This is a genomic window from Streptomyces sp. NPDC005402 (genome assembly GCF_040606575.1).
Classification (GTDB): domain Bacteria; phylum Actinomycetota; class Actinomycetes; order Streptomycetales; family Streptomycetaceae; genus Streptomyces.
Genome location: NZ_JBEXFB010000021.1, coordinates 128,308 through 145,839, shown reverse-complemented (window position 1 = coordinate 145,839; position 17,532 = coordinate 128,308). Strand labels below are relative to the sequence as shown.

The window sequence follows — 17,532 nt, the reverse complement described above, 5'->3', positions numbered from 1 at the left end:
CACCCGCTCACGCACGCGCACCCGCTCATGCCACGCCTCCGGGCACGGAGGGCCGTTCGAAGACGTCCGCGTCGTGCGCGGCGAGGAACGCCCGGACCGCCGTGTCCCACCCGAAGCACTCCGCACGCGCGCGTGCGATCTCGCGCCGGTCGGCCTCGGAGCCTTCCAGCAGCGTGTCCACGGCGTCCGCGAAGGCCTCCCCACGGTCGGCGGCGACGGCCCCGGCGGATCCGATGACCTCCGGCAGCGCGGAGGAGGCGCTCACCACCACCGGCGTGCCGCACGCCATGGCCTCCAGCGCGGCCAGCCCGAAGGTCTCGGCCGGTCCAGGGGCCAGGCACACGTCGGCGGAGGCCTGGAGCGCACCCAGGAGCCCGCGGTCCAAGACGTGCCCGAGGAAGGTGACCGGCAGCCCGCGCTCCCGCGCGCGCTGTTCGAGGCGGGGCCGCAGCGGCCCGTCTCCGGCCACCACGAGCACGGCCCGCCGCCCGCGGCGCACCAGGGACTCCAGAGCGTCCAGCGCCGTACTGGGCCGTTTCTCGACGGACAGCCGGGTGCACGTCACGAGGAGTGTCTCGTCCTCGCGCGCGTACCGGGCCCTCAGTCCCGCGTCGCGCAGTGCCGGGCGCCGCTCGACCAGATCGACGCCCAGCGGGGCCCGTACGACATTGCGGGCGCCGATCCGCACGAACTCCCGCTCGGCGAACTCGGTGGTGCACACCACGCGCGCGTACGTGTGCGCCGTACGGACGTTGAGGGCGTCGGCGGCACGCCGGGCCGCGCCGTCCGGCAGGCCCCAGGTGCGCAGGACGCCGTCGGCGGTCTCGTGGGAGACCATCACGGCGGGGACGCGGGCACGCCGGGCCCACTTGCCGGTCCACCTGAGGGTCGTACGGTCGGAGACCTCCAGGCGGTCGGGGGCCAGCTCCTCCAGGAGCCGGGCCACCCTCCGCTTGTCGGCGAGGACTCGGTAACCCCCGGTACCGGGCAGTAGCGGGCCGGGCAACGTGATCACCCGCCCCTGCTCGGTCTCGCGATCACTCGCACGGTCACCGGGCACGATCAGCACGGGCTCGTGACCCGCCGCCCGGTACCCCCTGCCGAGCTCGCGCAGGGCGGTGCGCAGGCCGCCCGAGGCCGGAGCGACGAAGTTGGCGAGACGGACGATCCGCAACGGCTGTCCGCTCATGCCGCCACCGCCGTCTTCCGGCCGGTGAGCACGGCGGCGTAGTGCGCGATCAGCTGGTCGCCGACGACCGCCCAGGTGCGCCCCTCGACCAGGGCCCGTGCGGCGACACCGAACGAGGCACGCATCTCGGGGTCGGCGGCCAGGGACCACACCGCGTCCCGTACGGCGGCCGGGTCGCGCGGCGGGACGAGGAATCCGGTGCGCCCGTGGGCGACCAGATCGAGCGGACCTCCGGCGGCGGGCGCGACGACGGGCACACCGCTGGCCATGGCCTCCTGCACGGTCTGGCAGAAGGTCTCGAAGGGGCCGGTGTGTGCGAAGACGTCGAAGGAGGCGAAGATCCGGGCCAGTTCGTCGCCCGTGCGACGGCCCAGGAAGACCGCGCCGGGCAGTGCCTGGTCGAGGTGGGGCCGGCTCGGCCCGTCCCCGACCACCACGACCTTGACGCCCTCCAGGCGGCAGGCGTCGGCCAGCAGCTCGATGTGCTTCTCGGGGGCGAGCCGTCCGACATAGCCGACGATCGTCTCGCCGTTCGGGGCGAGCCGGCGGCGCAGCGCCTCGTCGCGCAGGTCGGGGCGGAAACGGACGGTGTCCACACCCCGGGGCCACAGCTCGACCCGGGGCACACCGTGCGCCTCCAAGTCCTGTAGGGAGGCGCTGGACGGGGCGAGGGTGAGGTCGGCGGCGGCGTGGACGGAGCGGATACGGCGCCAGGCGGCGGCTTCTCCCGCGTGCACGTAGGTGCGGGCGTATCCGGCGAGGTCGGTCTGGTAGACGGCCACGGCGGGGATGCCGAGCCGGGCGGCGACGGCCATGCCGCGGACGCCGAGGACGAAGGGGCTGGCCAGGTGGACGACGTCGGCACGGTGCTCGGCGATCGCCGCGGCCACACGACGGCTGGGGAGAGCCACGCGGACCTGGGGGTAGCCCGGGAGGGGGAGGGAGGGGACACGGACGACGGGGCACGGCGCGAGGGCGTCGACGCCGGGCCCGGGGCCGGACGCGGTGGCCGGCGCGACGACGAGCGGGAGGTGACCGCGATCCACGAGGTGCCGGGCGGTCTGGAGCGCGCAGTGGGCCACGCCGTTCACGTCAGGGGGAAAGGATTCGGTCACTATGACGACACGCATACGGGTGTTCTCGCCGCCCTGGACGTGGCCACGTCAACGTGGATCTTTGCGAACGATGAACGTCCCGTGAGCGTTGCGCTGCACACCCGAGCAGGTCAGGTCGTGTCCATGCCGACCTGACCCGCGGGTCGTCCCGAGTTCACCGGGCGGGCGTGACAGGACCGAAAGGTTCACCCCACCCCGGGGGTGGTGTCACATGGCTGCGGTGTCCGGTCCGATACGGCTGCGGACGGCCGTCTGGACCTCGGCCTCCTCGGCCGGGTCGGCGGCCAGTCGGCGCAGTCGCTCCACGACCCGGGCGTCGCCGGTCTCGGCGTGCCGGGCGGCGATCTCGCGGGTGGTCTCCTCGCAGTCCCAGAGGCATTCGACGGCGAAGCCGGTGGCGAAGGAGGGGTCGGTGGCGGCGAGCGCGCGGGCGGCGCGGCCGCGGAGATGGGAGGAGGCCGTCTCCCGGTAGATGTGGCGCAGCACGGGCGCGGCGCAGGCGATGCCGAGGCGTCCGGTGCCGTCGACGAGGGTCCACAGGGTGGGCGCGTCGGGGCCCTCGCCCCGTACGGCCTCCCGGAGGGCCGCGAGTACGAGGTCCCGGTCCTGGGCTCCGCCCAGACAGGCGAGCATGCGTCCGGCGGCGGCGCCCAGCGGATCCGGCCGGCGGGCCCAGCCGCGCGCCCGGTCGACGGCGGCGATACTGCGCATGCGTTCGAATGAGTCGAGGGCGGCTTCCACCACGACCGGTGAACCGGTGGCGACGGCCGACTCGATCAGATCGAAGGCGTCGGGATCATTGCTGTCGGCGAGGTAACGCAGCGCGGTGGAGCGCGCCCCGTCGGTGCCGTCCTTGGCGGCCGTCAGGATCTCCGGACGGTCCTCCGGCCCGGCGACGGCGGTCAGACAGCGGGCGGCGGGCACATGGAGTGCGGCGCCTCGCTCGATGCCCTGCTGGGCCCATTCGAAGACGGCCTGCACGCTCCAGCCCGGGCGGGGTCCGGCGGGTCGCATCTGGCGTTGCCAGCGGTCGAAACAGCCGGCCTCCTGAGCGGCACGCACGCGCGTGGAGACGGATTCGCGGGGATCGTCGGCCCACAGCCGCCATGGCCTCGGCTCGAAGGCGTCACGGACGGCGGCAGCGAGCTCGGACTCGCCCTCGGGATCGGTCCCGAAGCGTGCGAGCACGGGCGCGGCGAGGGCGCGCAGACCGGCGTCGTCGTCCCGCAGCGCCAGTTCGTCCAGCGCCCAGGCCCAGTTGGAGCCCGAGGCGGCGTACCTGCGCAGCAGTTCGAGCGCGTCGCGCCTGCCGTAGGAGGCGAGGTGGCCGAGGACGGCGAGGGCGAGGCCCGTGCGCGACTCCTCGGTGTCGAAGACGTCGTCCACCTCGAAGAGGTGCGCCTCGATCTCGTCGAGCTCGCCACCCAGGTCGAGGAAGAGACGGGCGTAGTACAGCGAGCGGTTCTCCACCTGCCAGTCGTGGCGGGGATCGCGCAGCACGCAGTGGTTCAGGGCCGCGAGCGCCTCGGCTCGCGGGGCGGTGAGCGCGTGCAGTGTGCCGTCGCCGCGGCCCCGCTGGAGCAGGCCGAGCAGCGTACCGCTGGGCGCTATGACCGGATCGAACATGGGAAACAGCCTCACATCAAGCGTCGACGCAACCGGGGACCTGCATTACCTGGCCGCGTGACAACACGTCGGGGCGCCCGCCGTTTCCTGCTTGCTGTAAGCCATCTTCCTCTGCCTCTCGTCGGTGGCCCATGCGGACCGCATCACGGTCCGCGCGGTGCGGCATCACCTGCCCTGCCATCACGTCCGTGAACCACGAGGTCATGATGACTCGGCACTTCCGTCTGCCGCGACCGAAATTTCGGCGGCCCTGTACCGCCTCCCCCGTTATCTGTGTTTTCGCTGGTCAGAACAGTCGGATCAGTGTGCGGCGAACATGTCGAGCAGTTCCGTCCGGCCGAACATCCGGGCCGTGTCGAGGGCCGAGGGGGTGCCCTCGGCCGGATCGGCGCCGCCTTCCAGCAGGGCCTCGATGACGTCGGTGAAGCCCTTGAAGACCGCACCGGCGAGGGGCGTCTGCCCCCGGTCGTTGACCCCGCCGGCCGCCGCCCCGCGGGCGACGAGCGCGCGCACCGCGTCCGCGTGACCGTGGTAGGCGGCGAGCATCACGAGCGAGTCCCCGCGGTCGTTGGTGAGGCCTGCCGGAACGCCCGCGTCGACGTACGCCAGGAGCGCCTCGGTCTGCCCTTGCCGGGCCAGATCGAAGATCTTGGTCGCCAGCTCCACGACCTCGGGGTCGGGGGCTTCAGTCATCGGCCGGACCGCCTCTCATACAACCGTTCAGGTGAATCGCAAGGGTACTGGCTCGCGCGGCAGATGACCCGAAGTGCCGGAGGTAAGGATCACCACGACTCCACCAACCAAGTGAAATCGCGAGAAATTCAACCATTTGCACCTTTTGTCGTATGGATACATGCTGTGATCCTGGAAGTACTCATGGTGACTGTCCCCACAACCAGGAGCACCGAAATGATCCTCTCCATCTCGGGTGTCGTACTGCTCGGCATCGTCGTCTTCATCTTCTTCCGCAAGGACGGGCTCAAGGCCTCCCACGCCCTGATCTCGGCGTTGTTCGGCTTCTACCTGGCCAGCACGGCCATCGCCCCGAGCATCAAGGCCGGCGGCGAGAGCCTGGCGAGCCTCCTCGGCGGCATCAAGTTCTGACGCCGCCCCTCCCGTCCGTACGCACCTCCAGGAGACAGCAGTGGCCCGCCGCCCCCTCCCCCGCATCCTGAGCACAGGCAGCGCCCAGATCGCCCGGAGCCGGGAGCTGGCCCGGACGGCGGCCGACAGCGCCACCGACGTCCTCCACCCGCTGATCACGATCACTCGCGGTCTGCGCCGGCTGGCCTCGGCCGGGCGGCGCAGGTGGGCCGAGGCCCCCAGGGACAAGCGCGGACCGCTGCTTTTCCTGGTGGCCTCGGTGGTCCTGGTCGTGGCGCTCGTTCCGTACGGTCCGCTGCTCGCCGTCATCAGCCTGATGGCGGCGGCAGCCTGGCAGGGCCGGGACCGCAAGCCGCCGGAGCCGGACGGACCCGACGAGTCGCAGACACAGCGCCTCCAGTCGCTGTACGAAGCACTCGTCCCGTACTTCTCCGCGGCCGAGGACCCGGCCCCGCTGTACACCCACGGCGGCGAGTGGGAGAAGGCCTTCCCCGCCTACGACTTCGACGCCACCGGCCGCATCACCCATCTGCTGATCAGCTACCCGGCGTACTTCACCGACGGCGAGGCCGAGTCCCGGGCCCGCATCGAGCAGTTGCTGCACGCCAAGTCGGGCCGCGGCCGGGAGTACCACTTCACCTGGGACGAGGAGGGCAACGAACTCACCGTCACCGTCCTCGCCCCGCTGCCCACCGACATCGCCGCCCAGCGTTTCGTCACCGCCCCGGGCGAGACGGTCCTCGGCTTCACCGACCCCACCCAGGTCCAGCGCACTCTCCCGCTCGGCTACGGCGACGGGCAGCGCGACGTCCCGCCGGTCGTCTGGCGCACCGGCATCCGCTCCACCGAGCCGCACCTGCTGGTCATGGGCCAGCCGGGCAGCGGCACCTCGACCCTGCTGCGTTCGATCGCGCTCCAGGCCCTTCAGTACGGCGATGTCGTCATCGTCGACGGCGGCGCCACCGGCGAGTACGCGTGCCTGACCGGGCGGGACGGGGTGCTCGCGGTCGAGTGCGGGCTGGCGGGAGCGACGGCGAGCCTGGAGTGGGTGGCGACCGAGACGGAGCGCCGTCTGATCGCGACCAACCGCGCCCGACAGGCCGGCCATCCGCCGCCCGAGGACACCAAGCGTCCGCTGTGGATCCTCCTGGACCGTCCGAGCGCCTTCACCCACCTGGCGGCCGCGGACGGCCGCAAGGATCCGCAGTCCCTGCTCCAGGTCCCCCTGCGGCACGGGCGGGCGGCGAATGTCACGGTGGTGGTGGCCGACCAGTTCGACGGCGCGGAGGCGTTGAGCGATCCGGTACGACAGCACACGCGCGCGCGTGTCGTGCTCGGGCCCGCGACGCCGGAGCAGTTGGAGGCCTTCCTGGGGGCGCCTCCGCACACGACACCGGTGGCCGAGGTGCCCCCGGGCCGCGGCTACGCCCGCCTCGGGACGGGACCGGTGCATCGCCTTCAGGTGCCGGCGACCCCGGATCCGTACGACGACGCGACGAGCGAGGCGGACCGGCAGGCGGTACTGGCGTTGCTGCCGGAGCGGACGACTCCGGCCGACGCGGAGACGCTCCCCTCGGAAGGGACGGCTCCGGCCGACCCGGACACGGCCCCCTCGGAAGGGGCGACTCCGGCCGACACGGACAACACGGCCCCCTCGAAAGCGGTGGTCGCCAAGGCACCGTAGGGACGCGGCCGGTCGGGCGGCTGCGGGCCGGTGGGGGCTGGTCGCGCCGTTCCCCGCGCCCGTGCCCAGGTCCGCTCACCGAAGTCAGGCCACGAACGTACGAGGCGACTCCCCCGCCCCGGACCCCCCGCTCTCCACGACCCGCGCCGCCGCGGCCAAGCGTGCCGCCGCCTCGTCGGCCACCGCGCCCCCGACGGTGAACGGCAGTCGCACGTACCCCTCGAAGGCCCCGTCGACCCCGAACCGCGGCCCCGACGGCACCCGTACCCCCACCCGCTCGCCGACCTCCGCCAGCCGCGACCCGGACAGACCCCCGGCCCGCACCCACAGCGTCAGGCCGCCCTGCGGCACCTCGAACTCCCATGACGGCAGCTCCCTGCGCAGCGCCGACACCAGCGCGTCCCGGTTCTCCCGGGCCTGATCGCGCCGCAGCTCGACCGCCTGCTCCCAGCCGCCGGTGCTGAACAGCCAGTTCACGGCGAGCTGCTCGAGGACCGGCGTGCCGAGGTCGGCGTAGGCCCGCGCGGCGACCAGGCTGCGGATCACGTCCGGTGCCCCCCGGACCCACCCGATCCGCATCCCCGCCCAGAAGGCCTTGCTGGCGGAGCCGACGGTGACCACGGTGGAGCCGGCCGGGTCGAAGGCGCACACCGGCCGCGGCATCGAGACGTCATCGTCCAGCCACAGCTCGGTCATCGTCTCGTCCGCCACCAGCACGGTCCCCGCGGACCGCGCCGCCTCCACCAACTGCCGCCGCTGGTCCTCGCCGGCCAGCGCACCGGTCGGGTTGTGGAAGTCGGCGACGACATAGGCGATCCGCGGGGCCGCGTCCCGCAGCACCTGACGCCAGCGGTCGATGTCCCAGCCGGTCAGCCCCTCCGCCATCGCCACGGGCACGAGGCGGGCGCCCGCCTCCCGCATCAGCTGAAGGATGTTCGCGTAGGACGGGGACTCCACCGCGATGCGCTCGCCCCGGCCCCCGAAGAGATGACAGATCGCGTCGATCGCGCCCATGGCCCCGGTCGTGACCATGATCTGCTCGGGCATGGTCGGGATTCCGCGCGCGGTGTACCGCTCGGCGATCATCGCGCGCAGGGCCGGAAGACCCGCCGGGTAGTCCCCGTGCGTGTGGGCGTAGGGCGGCAGCTCCTCCAGGGCGCCCTGGACCGCACGCGTCAGCCACGGCTCGGGGGCGGGCAGGGCCGCGCAGCCCAGGTCGATCATCGAGCCGAGGGCCTCGGGCGGGAGGGGTTCCAGGCCGCGCGCGGGGAGCGGGTTGCCGGCGGGCACGGCCGTCCAGCTGCCCGCGCCGCGCCGGGACTCCAGGAACCCCTCGGCCCGCAGCGCCTCGTAGGCCGCCGCCACGGTCGTACGGCTGACGGACAGGGAGAGGGCCAGCTCGCGTTCCGCGGGGAGGCGTGCGGCCACCGGTACTCGCCCTTCCAGGACCAGCAGGCGGATGCCGTCGGCGAGCGCGCGGTAGGCCGGGGGGCGGCGCGTGCCGGGGCCCGCCGGCCGGTCCTGCTGGGAGTTGAGCAGCCGGGCGAGCTGCGCCGCACCCACCGCCGAGGTCCACTGCGCCACTGAAATCAGTCCACCTTCCCCGAATTGGCCATGGATGGTGTGTCATCCCAAGCCACAGGGTGTCATGCGTCAGGCCACTACCACCACAGGGGGCAACCGCCTTGTCCACGCAGAGCCGTCCGGGACGACGGTTGATCCAGCTGTACGTCGGACTCGCTCTGTACGGGGCCAGCTCAGCGCTGCTCGTCGAGGCGGGCCTCGGCCTGGAGCCCTGGGGTGTGCTGCACCAGGGCCTCGCCGAGCTGACGGGTCTGTCGATCGGTGTCGTGTCGATCATCGTGGGCGCGGCGGTGCTGCTCCTGTGGATCCCGCTGCGCCAGCGGCCGGGCCTCGGCACGGTCTCCAACGTCTTCGTGGTCGGCATCGCCATGGACGCCACCCTCGCCGCGGTCCCCGACCTGCACGGCCTCGCCGTACGCGTCCCTCTCCTGCTGGCCGGCATCGCGCTCAACGGTGTGGCCACCGGCCTCTACATCGCCGCCAGTTTCGGCCCGGGGCCCAGGGACGGCCTGATGACCGGGCTGCACCGGCGGACGGGACGCTCGATCCGGCTGATGCGGACCGCGGTCGAAGTGGCCGTCGTGGTCACAGGGTTCGTGCTCGGCGGCACCATCGGCGCCGGAACCGTCCTCTACGCGGTATCCATCGGGCCGCTCGCCCAGGTCTTCCTGCGCGTGTTCGCCGTTCCTCCGGCATCCGACGGCAGCACGGTCGTTGCCGGCGGGCAACCGCGGGGAGCGATACTGCGTCCGTGACCTCGCGGATACGCCACCCCTACCTCGACCATCCCGGCCCCATCCCCTTCGCCCACCGGGGCGGGGCGGCGGACGGCCTGGAGAACACCGCGTTCCAGTTCCGGCGGGCGGTCGAAGCGGGCTACCGGTACCTGGAGACCGACGTCCACGCCACGACGGACGGCAGGCTCGTCGCCTTCCACGACGAGACCCTGGACCGGGTGACCGACGGGGCGGGCCGGATAGCGGACCTGTCCTGGGCGCGGGTACGGCACGCGCGTGTGGCGGGCAAGGAGCCGGTGCCGCTGTTCGAGGAACTCCTGGAGATCTTCCCCGAGGCCCGCTGGAACGTCGACGTCAAGGCCGAGCCCGCCCTCCAGCCGCTCCTGGACCTCGTCGAGCGCACCAACACTTGGGACCGCATCTGTGTGGGCTCCTTCTCCGAGGCGCGGGTGATGCGCGCCCAGCGGCTGGCCGGGCCGCGCCTGGCGACGTCGTACGGCACCCGGGGAGTGCTCAACCTTCGGCTGCGCTCGTGGGGGGTCCCGGCGGCACTGCGCCGCTCGGCCGTCGCCGCCCAGGTGCCCGAGACCCAGTCCGGCATCCTGGTGGTCGACCACCGCTTCGTGCGCGCCGCCCACGCGCGCGGGCTGCAGGTGCACGTGTGGACCATCAACGAACCCGATCGCATGCACCGGCTTCTGGACCTGGGAGTCGATGGCATCATGACCGATCACATCGACACACTGCGCAAGGTCATGGAGGACCGGGGCGTCTGGGTCTGACCCACGACCGACCGCCCGTCCCGCGGCCCGCGCACGGCACACGGGGAAGCGAGGGCACGGGTGGGCACCGACACCGTGCGGGCGGGCGCGGCGGACGAGGCCGCCGACCGGCGGCGTGAGCAGCGCGGCTGGTACTTCTACGACTGGGCGTGCTCCGTCTACTCGACGAGCGTGCTCACCGTGTTCCTCGGCCCCTATCTGACGTCGGTCGCCAAGAACGCGGCAGACGGCGACGGCTATGTCCATCCGCTGGGCATCCCCGTCCGCGCCGGTTCCTTCTTCGCGTACTCGGTGTCCCTGTCGGTGATCGTGGCCGTGCTGGTGATGCCCCTGGTGGGCGCCGCCGCCGACCGCAGCGGCCGCAAGAAGCCCCTCCTGGCGGCCGCCGCCTACACGGGGGCCGCCGCGACCACCGGCATGTTCTTCCTCGGCGGCGACCGCTACCTCCTCGGCGGCGTCCTCCTGATCGTCGCGAACGCGGCGCAGTCCGTCGGGATGATGCTCTACAACTCCTACCTCCCGCAGATCGCCCCGCCCGAGGAGCGCGACGCCGTCTCCTCCAAGGGCTGGGCCTTCGGTTACGCGTCGGGCGCGCTGGTGCTGGTCGTGAACCTCGTTCTCTACATGGGCCACGACTCCTTCGGCCTCTCCGAGAGCGCCGCGGTCCGTATCTGTCTGGCCTCGGCCGGGCTGTGGTGGGGTGCCTTCACGCTGATTCCGCTACGGCGGCTGCACGACCGGCGCCCTGCCACCAGGGAGTCGACGGCCCCCGGTTTCCGGCAGCTCGCCGCCACCGTCCGCGACATGCGCCGCCACCCGCTCACGCTCGCCTTCCTGCTGGCGTACCTGATCTACAACGACGGCATCCAGACCGTGATCTCCCAGGCGTCGCTCTACGGCTCCGAGGAACTGGATCTCGGGCAGTCGACGCTCATCGCGGCCGTGCTCCTGGTCCAGGTGCTCGCGGTGGCGGGAGCCCTGGCGCTCGGCCGGCTCGCCCGCACCTACGGGGCCAAGCGCACGATCCTCGGTTCGCTGGTCGCCTGGGCGGTGGTCCTGGGGGCCGGGTTCTTCCTGCCCGCCGGCGCGCCCGGGTGGTTCTTCGTGCTGGCCGCCGGCATCGGGCTCGTGCTCGGCGGCAGCCAGGCCCTGTCCCGCTCCCTGTTCTCCCATCTCGTCCCGCCCGGCAAGGAGGCGGAATACTTCTCGGCGTACGAGATGAGCGACCGCGGCATGAGCTGGCTGGGCCCGCTGCTGTTCGGGGTGACCTACCAGCTGACGGGGAGTTATCGGGACGCGATCATCTCGCTGGTGACCTTCTTCGTTCTCGGGTTCGCCCTGCTCGCGCGGGTTCCGGTGCGGCGGGCGATCAGCGACGCGGGCAATCCCGTACCCGAAAGGATTTAGCGTTCAACACCAAAGCGCTGTAGTGTACGCGTTTGGCCTGCCAGGCGTACCGTTACTGCGCGTCAAAGATGCCGAAACGCTGGGTGACATCTGCTAGTAGATGTGACAAACCGGGCGCTGGTGGGTACAACAAGGGGCGGCTACGACGGCGACGCATTGCCCGGGACGGGACCCGGAACGGGAATCTTTACCGCCGACCGGACGTTGACCGGTATGACGACGACAGCGACACCTGTCCTGTGGGCGACAAGCCCGGGAGGCACGATTCATGAGTGAGCGAGCTCTTCGCGGCACGCGCCTCGTGGTGACCAGCTACGAGACGGACCGCGGCATCGACCTGGCCCCGCGCCAGGCCGTGGAGTACGCATGCGAGAAGGGGCATCGCTTCGAGATGCCCTTCTCGGTCGAGGCGGAGATTCCGCCGGAGTGGGAGTGCAAGGTCTGCGGGGCCCAGGCACTCCTCGTGGACGGCGACGGCCCTGAAGAGAAGAAGGCCAAGCCCGCGCGTACACATTGGGACATGCTGATGGAGCGACGCACCCGAGAGGAACTCGAAGAGGTCCTCGAGGAGCGTCTGGCGGTTCTGCGTTCCGGAGCGATGAACATCGCTGTTCATCCCCGGGACAGCCGCAAGTCGGCCTGAGCGGCAACACAGCACATACAAGTAACCGCGGGCGCGGTACGTGATCCACGTACCGCGCCCGCGGTTTGTGCTGCCCGCGGCTGCCCGCGGGCGGCCTCCCCGCCTCAGCGGGTAAGCGGCGGGCGCGGACCCTGAGGGCTGTCGCCAGCCGGTTCGTCCCGGACGATCACCTCACCCTGGACCACCTTGCCGTCCGGGCGCTGCATACGGGCCTGCTGGAACGCGTCCCCCAGGGTGCCGGGGCCGGCGGCGCGGAGCTTGCGGTCGAAGGTGCGCTCGGCGTAACGGCCGACCGCCTTCTGGACCGGCGGGATCAGCAGGAGCAGGCCCAGCGCGTCGGAGAGCAGGCCGGGGATCATCAGGAGCAGGCCGCCCAGCATCATCAGGCCGTTGCCACCGCTGCCGGAGCTCGACGGGGCCCCGCCCCGCTGGAGCGCCTCGTTCAGGTTCCGGAAGGCGCGGCGGCCGGCCCGCTTGATGACCACCGAGCCGAGCACGAAACCGGCGACCAGCAGCAGGAAGACCGCGAATCCGCTCGCCGCGCCCGCGACCACGGTCAGCAGCCAGATCTCCAGCACCAGCCAGGCGGCCAGACCCAGCGGCAGGAAGGTGCGCACACGGGAGCGGCGGGGCCGGGCGGGGTACGTGGGGGTCGGAGCGCCTGTCGTCATGCGTCCAGTGTGCCTGGACGCGGCTCAACACGGCATAAGAGGACGATCAACCACGCCTGTGCGGCCGCCGGACTACGGCTGTGCGCGCTTTCCCCGCGCCGTGATCCTGCCGACCCGCTCCCCCACACCCCAGGTGGTGACCCGCCACAGGGCCTCCACGAGGATGTCGCGGCTCATCTTGGAGTCGCCGAGTTCGCGCTCGACGAAGGTGATCGGCACCTCGACGACGTGGTAGCCGGCCTTGACCGCGCGGCGGGCCAGGTCGACCTGGAAGCAGTAGCCCTGGGAGGCGACGTCGTCGAGGCCGAGGCCTTCGAGGGTCTCGCGGCGGAAGGCGCGGTAGCCGCCCGTGATGTCACGGAGGGGAAGGTCGAGGGCGACGCGTGAGTAGAGGCTGCCGCCGCGGGAGATGAACTCGCGGGACTTGGGCCAGTTCACGACCCGGCCGCCGGGCACCCAGCGGGAGCCGAGGACCAGGTCGGCACTCTTGAGGGCGGTCAGCAGACGGGGCAGTTCCTCGGGCTGATGGGAGCCGTCGGCGTCCATCTCGACCAGGACGCCGTAACCGTGCTCCAGGCCCCAGCGGAAGCCCGCCAGATAGGCGGCGCCGAGGCCCTCCTTGCCCTTGCGGTGCAGGACCTGGACGTGGTCGTCATCGACGGCCAGTTCGTCGGCTAGCTTGCCGGTGCCGTCGGGGCTGTTGTCGTCGGCCACGAGGACGTGCGCCTCCGGGACAGCCTTGCGCACCCGGCCGACGATGGCCTTGACGTTCTCCGCCTCGTTGTAGGTCGGAATGATCACCAACGCCGTGCCGAGCGGGCCGAATCGCCTCTCCTGGCCCGTGTGGGTCCCGTCACCGTCGTTCACTGCTGCCCCTTCGAGTCAATGCGCAGGCGTCCACCATAGTGCGCACGGCCTGCGATGACGTGACAAGGCGTTCGTATGCTGGTGTCGTTTCCACAAAAGCGGGGTAAGAACACAAGTTTCGGCCATTTTGGCGGAAGTGTCGCCCTCGCTGCGGATGGGGGCCCGGCGCTCTTCGGGCCGACCTGGGGCCCGCTGGCTGCGGGTCGACCGAAAGCCGTTGTCTACTGAGCGCCCGGGCCCCACCCGGGTCACACCTCCCCGGCCGGACGGAACGTCCCCTCGCCGTGGCGCGAGCGCTGAGCCTGGCTCCCAGTGGCGGTGTTCCGGTGCGGTACACCGTCCCTGACCCAGCGGCGCTGCCACGACTGGGCGGAGGTTCCCCGGTCGGGCGTCCGGTGGTGGACCCGGCCGAACCTACCGGCCTCCTGCCGTCGGCTGTCAACAGCCGTTCGACCTGCACGTCTTCCGTCAATGCCCTGGTCAGGGCGGAGGATGCGCAGGTCGCGCGACAGCGGGGCGGCGGGCGATCGTTACCGCGCCACCCCCACAGATCACTCGCCCGGCCGTACGAAGACCGTCCGTCCGCCGACCACCGTGCGCAGGCAGACGGGCAGGTCACGGCCCGGTGTCAGGTCCGGCAGACCGGGGGTGCCGGAGCGGGGATCGGTGGACCAGCGGGCGACCCGGTCGTCGGGGGCCTGCACGACCAGTTCGCCGCTGCGCCACACGGCGTAGTCGGCGGGGGCGCCGGGCACCAGGACGCCCGCGTCGTCCCGCCCGACCGCCCGCCAGCCGCCGCGGGTGTGCGCGGTGAAGGCGGCGCGCACGGAGACGCGGTGTTCGGGGGTGTGGTGGAAGGCGGCCGCGCGGACCGTGCCCCAGGGGTCGAGGGGGGTGACGGGGCTGTCGGAGCCGAAGGCGAGCGGCACACCGGCGCGCAGAAGGGCCGCGAAGGGGTTCAGACGGCTCGCCCGCTCCCGGCCCAGGCGCCGGGCGTACATGCCGTCCTCGCCGCCCCACAGGGCGTCGAAGGCGGGCTGGACGGAGGCGGTCAGACCGAGCTCGGCGAAGGCGGCGACGGCCTCGGGGGAGAGCATCTCGACGTGCTCGACGCGGTGCCGGGCGGCACGGACGCGGGCGAGGCCGAGTTTCTCCGCCACGGCGCGCACACCGTCGACCACCGCGGTCACCGCCGCGTCGCCGATCGCGTGGAAGCCGGCCTGGAGGCCCGCCTCGGTGCAGGCCGCGACATGGGCGGCCACGGCGGCGGCGTCCAGGTAGGCGAGACCGGTGTGGTCGGCGTCGGTGTACGGCTCGTGCAGGCAGGCGGTGTGGGAGCCGAGGGCGCCGTCGACGAAGAGGTCTCCGGCGGCGCCGAGCGCGCCGAGCTCGCGCGCCTTGTCGACGTCCTGCTCGGCCCAGTAGCCGACCACCCTCGGGCCCGGCTCATCTCTCGCCAGCCGCAGCAGCCCCGTGAAGTCGTCCTCGGAGGAGATCTCGGGGCCTGCGCATTCGTGAAGGGTGCCGATGCCGAGGGAGGCGGCGTGGGCGAGGGCCGCGCGCTGCGCCTGCGCGCGCTGGGACGGCGAGACGGAGCCGAGCGCCTTGGCGCGGACCGTGTGGTGGGCGTCCGCCGTGAGGGGGCCGTCCACTGCCCCGAGGGACGTCATGTCGAGGAGGGCTGTCGTCGCGACCGCCGAATGGACGTCGATGCGGCTCAGGTAGAGGGGGCGGCCGCCGGTGGCCCGGTCGAGTTCCTCGCGTGTGGGCGGGCGGTTCTCGGGCCAGCGGGCGGCGTCCCAGCCGTGGCCGAGGAGGACGCGGTCATGGGGGCGGGCGCCGGTGAACTCTCGGACGAGGTTCAGGGCCGCGTCCAGGGAGGGGGCGTCGGAAAGGTCGAGGCCGGTGAGGGCGAGGCCCGTGGCGGTGGTGTGCACATGTGCGTCCGTGAACGCGGGGGTGACCAGAGCTCCGTCCAGGTCCACGGTCTCGTCGACGCCGTCGGCGAAGGCGTCCGCGGCGCCCTCCGAGCCGACCCAGGCGACTTGGCCTCGCTCCACGACCATCGCCGTGGCGAACGGGTCGGCGGGGCTGTGTACCTCGCCTCGGCGCAGGAGGACGGTCTTCGGTTCACTCATGGGGACAGTTTCGCAGGGGGCTTCGCGCCCCAGCGGTGCGGGTCGATTGCCGCATGCCGGTGCGTTGTGGCTGGTCGCGCCGTGCTCCGCGCCCCTGAAAGCCTATGGATCCCGTCTGGTCAGATGCGCGGTGGCCTTGCCTCGTACGGGGTCGAGAGGACCACCGTCGTACGCGTCGAGACCCCCGCCAGCGACCTGAGCCTCGCCAGCAGCTCCTCCAGCTCGTGCGGAGTCGCCACCCGCACTTTCAGGATGTAGTTCTCGTCGCCGGCCACGCTGTGGCACGCCTCGATCTCGGGGACACCGGCCAGGCGGTCCGCGATGTCGTCGGGGGCGCTGGGGTCGAACGGTTTCACCGAGATGAAGGCGGTCATGGGCAGGCCCACCGCCTCGGGGTCGACCACCGCGGCGTACCCGCGGATGACACCACGCTGCTCCAGCCGTCGCACCCGCTGGTGCACGGCCGAGGTGGACAGGCCCGTGGCCTTGCCCAGGTCCGTGTAACTCATCCGCCCGTCCTTGACGAGCAGCTGCACGATTTGTCGGTCCAGCTCCTCCATGGCGCAAGAACCTACAGTGCGCCTGATCTCCTCCGATACCTGAGCGCCCCAGGTCATGCCCGGTTCGTGATGTGACCGAGAGGTGCCTGTGAGCCGCCTGAGGGACAAAGCGACCGCCAGGGGCATCTGCGAGCGGCATGTGACGAAGGCCACACCCCCGCGAAGGCCTCCGTGATGTTCTCGTGATTACCGCCGTGACGGGACGGGAAGTGCTTGCTGTGGTCGAGGCCGCAGTGCCTTCACGGCCCAGCCCGAGGGGGAGAACCCAATGCAGAGTCTTCAGCGTCCTGGTCGTACCGCGCCCAAGCGCCTCCAGGCGGTCATCGTGTCCGAGCCGGAGGGCGTCGAACCCGACGCTCTCGACGAGGAGTTCGACGCGTACGACACCTTCGAGATGTACCGGGTGATCTGCCCGGACTGCGCGCAGCCCATCGCCCTGCTGGCGGACGAGGAGGTGCTGCCGGAGCACGCGCTGTGCGCCTCGCCGTGGAATCCGTTCGGCCTCACGGTCTGTGCCGGTACGGGCCGCAGGGCCTCCGAGGCCCGGTCGGCGGACGAGTCGGCGGAGCCCCAGGAGCAGGACACCGCCCTGCTGTTGACGCTCCCTCAGGGACTCGACTGGCGGACCCAGCCGTTCTCGCACGTCGGTGGCCCCGGTTCGCGCCCCCTGCGCGTACCGGTGCTGCGCCGTCAGGCCGCCTGAGCGGCCTCGCTCAGTCCCAGTAGCTGCCCTGCACCATGGCTCGCAGGCTGCCGTGGTGCAGGATCAGTGTGTCCGAGTCCGCCGGTACGGCCACGTCGCCGAAGTGCGCCTGGCGACAGGCGATGCGCGGCATGACGATCGCTTGCCGCAGCGCGGCGTACAGCGTGAAGAAGTCCACGTCGTGCGGTGTGTGGCCGGTGAGCCGGGCGCAGCGGGCCTCGATCCGGTCGCGGCGCAGGAAGCCGGGCAGTCCGCGCAGGCCTGCGGCGACCGTCAGGTCCTGGAAGAAGCGGTGCAGGTAGACGGTCCAGCCCAGGTCGACCCAGCGCGGGGCCAGGGCCGCCATCTCCCGGTCCAGGACGGCGGCGGGGTCGAACCCGTCGTAGATCACGTCCCGATGCGCGCGTCGCCCCAGTTGAGGACGGGCGGTCCCGGGTCGGGTGGCCAGAGTTCCTCCAGCCGGTCGAAGGTCTGCTCGATGAGGGATGAGCGGGCGAGTCCGTCGACCACCCAGTCGTAGTAGGCGCGTTGAGCGGTGATGCGTGGCGGCGCGATGCGTCGCCGTCGCCAGGTGATGCCAGGAACTCGGCTTCGACCGTGGGGACTTGGTCGTGCAGGCGGACCAACAGCGCGATCGTGGCCGCCTCCATGGACAGGGGGACCTGGTGCACGGGGTACTCGTCGAGCGGTACGGGGCGGTCGTCGGGCATGGCCGACCTTCC

General features: G+C 72.1%; 16 protein-coding genes and 1 pseudogene. 7 read left to right on the top strand and 10 right to left on the bottom strand.

Translation table 11 applies throughout. The features are described from left to right. Positions 1–25: 25 nt before the first annotated feature. The 4 genes from ABZT02_RS33750 to ABZT02_RS33735 all read right to left on the bottom strand — a co-directional run bounded on the left by ABZT02_RS33750 (position 26) and on the right by ABZT02_RS33735 (position 4,623). Positions 26–1,189, bottom strand: a complete 1,164-nt coding sequence (locus ABZT02_RS33750) for a glycosyltransferase (protein WP_356024403.1) — start codon at positions 1,187–1,189, stop codon at positions 26–28. Further along, positions 1,186–2,319, bottom strand: coding sequence for a glycosyltransferase family 1 protein (locus ABZT02_RS33745; RefSeq protein ID WP_356024400.1), 1,134 nt, complete (start codon positions 2,317–2,319; stop codon positions 1,186–1,188). The genes ABZT02_RS33750 and ABZT02_RS33745 overlap by 4 nt, the downstream gene beginning before the upstream one ends. 192 nt (positions 2,320–2,511) lie before the next feature. Beyond that, entirely contained in the window at positions 2,512–3,930 is a 1,419-nt protein-coding gene (locus ABZT02_RS33740; RefSeq protein WP_356024398.1) for a HEAT repeat domain-containing protein, read from the bottom strand. A gap of 300 nt (positions 3,931–4,230) precedes the next feature. Next, on the bottom strand, positions 4,231–4,623 hold the full coding sequence (locus ABZT02_RS33735) for an ankyrin repeat domain-containing protein (RefSeq protein WP_356024395.1): 393 nt from the start codon (positions 4,621–4,623) through the stop codon (positions 4,231–4,233). A gap of 216 nt (positions 4,624–4,839) precedes the next feature. Here ABZT02_RS33735 and ABZT02_RS33730 point away from each other — a divergent pair, with 216 nt between their 5' ends. Next, positions 4,840–5,034 carry a hypothetical protein gene (locus ABZT02_RS33730; RefSeq protein ID WP_007380617.1) on the top strand — a complete coding sequence of 65 codons (195 nt, stop codon included), beginning with the start codon at positions 4,840–4,842 and terminating at the stop codon, positions 5,032–5,034. 40 nt (positions 5,035–5,074) lie between these two features. Beyond that, positions 5,075–6,718, top strand: a complete 1,644-nt coding sequence (locus ABZT02_RS33725) for an ATP-binding protein (RefSeq protein ID WP_356024392.1) — start codon at positions 5,075–5,077, stop codon at positions 6,716–6,718. An 84-nt stretch (positions 6,719–6,802) separates the two neighbouring features. Here the strand turns inward: ABZT02_RS33725 and ABZT02_RS33720 are convergent, their stop codons facing one another. Beyond that, positions 6,803–8,302, bottom strand: coding sequence for a PLP-dependent aminotransferase family protein (locus ABZT02_RS33720; protein WP_356024389.1), 1,500 nt, complete (start codon positions 8,300–8,302; stop codon positions 6,803–6,805). Positions 8,303–8,403: 101 nt separating this feature from the next. Here ABZT02_RS33720 and ABZT02_RS33715 point away from each other — a divergent pair, with 101 nt between their 5' ends. The 4 genes from ABZT02_RS33715 to ABZT02_RS33700 all read left to right on the top strand — a co-directional run bounded on the left by ABZT02_RS33715 (position 8,404) and on the right by ABZT02_RS33700 (position 11,871). Beyond that, positions 8,404–9,057 carry a hypothetical protein gene (locus ABZT02_RS33715; RefSeq protein WP_356024387.1) on the top strand — a complete coding sequence of 218 codons (654 nt, stop codon included), beginning with the start codon at positions 8,404–8,406 and terminating at the stop codon, positions 9,055–9,057. Beyond that, positions 9,054–9,821 (top strand): glycerophosphodiester phosphodiesterase, encoded by a 768-nt coding sequence (locus tag ABZT02_RS33710; RefSeq protein ID WP_356024384.1) that lies wholly within the window; start codon positions 9,054–9,056, stop codon positions 9,819–9,821. Before ABZT02_RS33715 ends, ABZT02_RS33710 begins: the two co-directional genes overlap by 4 nt. Before the next feature lie 60 nt (positions 9,822–9,881). After that, on the top strand, positions 9,882–11,228 hold the full coding sequence (locus ABZT02_RS33705) for an MFS transporter (protein ID WP_356024382.1): 1,347 nt from the start codon (positions 9,882–9,884) through the stop codon (positions 11,226–11,228). 268 nt (positions 11,229–11,496) lie between these two features. Next, positions 11,497–11,871: an RNA polymerase-binding protein RbpA gene (locus ABZT02_RS33700; RefSeq protein ID WP_003977404.1), complete on the top strand. Its 375-nt coding sequence runs from the start codon at positions 11,497–11,499 to the stop codon at positions 11,869–11,871. A gap of 104 nt (positions 11,872–11,975) precedes the next feature. Here ABZT02_RS33700 and fxsA read toward each other — a convergent pair whose 3' ends face one another. From fxsA to ABZT02_RS33680, 4 genes are all read right to left on the bottom strand, one after another. Continuing rightward, positions 11,976–12,542: an FxsA family membrane protein gene (gene fxsA, locus ABZT02_RS33695; RefSeq protein ID WP_356024380.1), complete on the bottom strand. Its 567-nt coding sequence runs from the start codon at positions 12,540–12,542 to the stop codon at positions 11,976–11,978. 72 nt (positions 12,543–12,614) lie between these two features. Next, on the bottom strand, positions 12,615–13,409 hold the full coding sequence (locus ABZT02_RS33690) for a polyprenol monophosphomannose synthase (RefSeq protein ID WP_356024377.1): 795 nt from the start codon (positions 13,407–13,409) through the stop codon (positions 12,615–12,617). A gap of 551 nt (positions 13,410–13,960) precedes the next feature. Beyond that, the gene (locus ABZT02_RS33685; protein WP_356024375.1) at positions 13,961–15,547 is read right to left on the bottom strand and encodes an amidohydrolase; all 1,587 of its coding nucleotides are present in this window, start codon (positions 15,545–15,547) and stop codon (positions 13,961–13,963) included. A gap of 119 nt (positions 15,548–15,666) precedes the next feature. Next, a complete protein-coding gene (locus tag ABZT02_RS33680; RefSeq protein WP_004002750.1) occupies positions 15,667–16,107 on the bottom strand; it encodes an Lrp/AsnC family transcriptional regulator in 441 nt (146 codons plus the stop codon). Positions 16,108–16,375: 268 nt separating this feature from the next. Here ABZT02_RS33680 and ABZT02_RS33675 point away from each other — a divergent pair, with 268 nt between their 5' ends. After that, positions 16,376–16,810: a hypothetical protein gene (locus ABZT02_RS33675; protein WP_356024372.1), complete on the top strand. Its 435-nt coding sequence runs from the start codon at positions 16,376–16,378 to the stop codon at positions 16,808–16,810. Between the two features lie 10 nt (positions 16,811–16,820). Here the strand turns inward: ABZT02_RS33675 and ABZT02_RS33670 are convergent. Then, positions 16,821–17,520, bottom strand: a pseudogene (locus ABZT02_RS33670) (phosphotransferase). Between the last annotated feature and the right edge of the window lie 12 nt (positions 17,521–17,532).

Coding starts and splice junctions, on each gene's coding strand:
- ABZT02_RS33750 (WP_356024403.1), bottom strand. CDS start 1,189: ATGAGCGGACAGCCGTTGCGGATCGTCCGTCTCGCCAACTTCGTCGCT.
- ABZT02_RS33745 (WP_356024400.1), bottom strand. CDS start 2,319: ATGCGTGTCGTCATAGTGACCGAATCCTTTCCCCCTGACGTGAACGGC.
- ABZT02_RS33740 (WP_356024398.1), bottom strand. CDS start 3,930: ATGTTCGATCCGGTCATAGCGCCCAGCGGTACGCTGCTCGGCCTGCTC.
- ABZT02_RS33735 (WP_356024395.1), bottom strand. CDS start 4,623: ATGACTGAAGCCCCCGACCCCGAGGTCGTGGAGCTGGCGACCAAGATC.
- ABZT02_RS33730 (WP_007380617.1), top strand. CDS start 4,840: ATGATCCTCTCCATCTCGGGTGTCGTACTGCTCGGCATCGTCGTCTTC.
- ABZT02_RS33700 (WP_003977404.1), top strand. CDS start 11,497: ATGAGTGAGCGAGCTCTTCGCGGCACGCGCCTCGTGGTGACCAGCTAC.
- fxsA (WP_356024380.1), bottom strand. CDS start 12,542: ATGACGACAGGCGCTCCGACCCCCACGTACCCCGCCCGGCCCCGCCGC.
- ABZT02_RS33685 (WP_356024375.1), bottom strand. CDS start 15,547: ATGAGTGAACCGAAGACCGTCCTCCTGCGCCGAGGCGAGGTACACAGC.
- ABZT02_RS33680 (WP_004002750.1), bottom strand. CDS start 16,107: ATGGAGGAGCTGGACCGACAAATCGTGCAGCTGCTCGTCAAGGACGGG.
- ABZT02_RS33675 (WP_356024372.1), top strand. CDS start 16,376: ATGCAGAGTCTTCAGCGTCCTGGTCGTACCGCGCCCAAGCGCCTCCAG.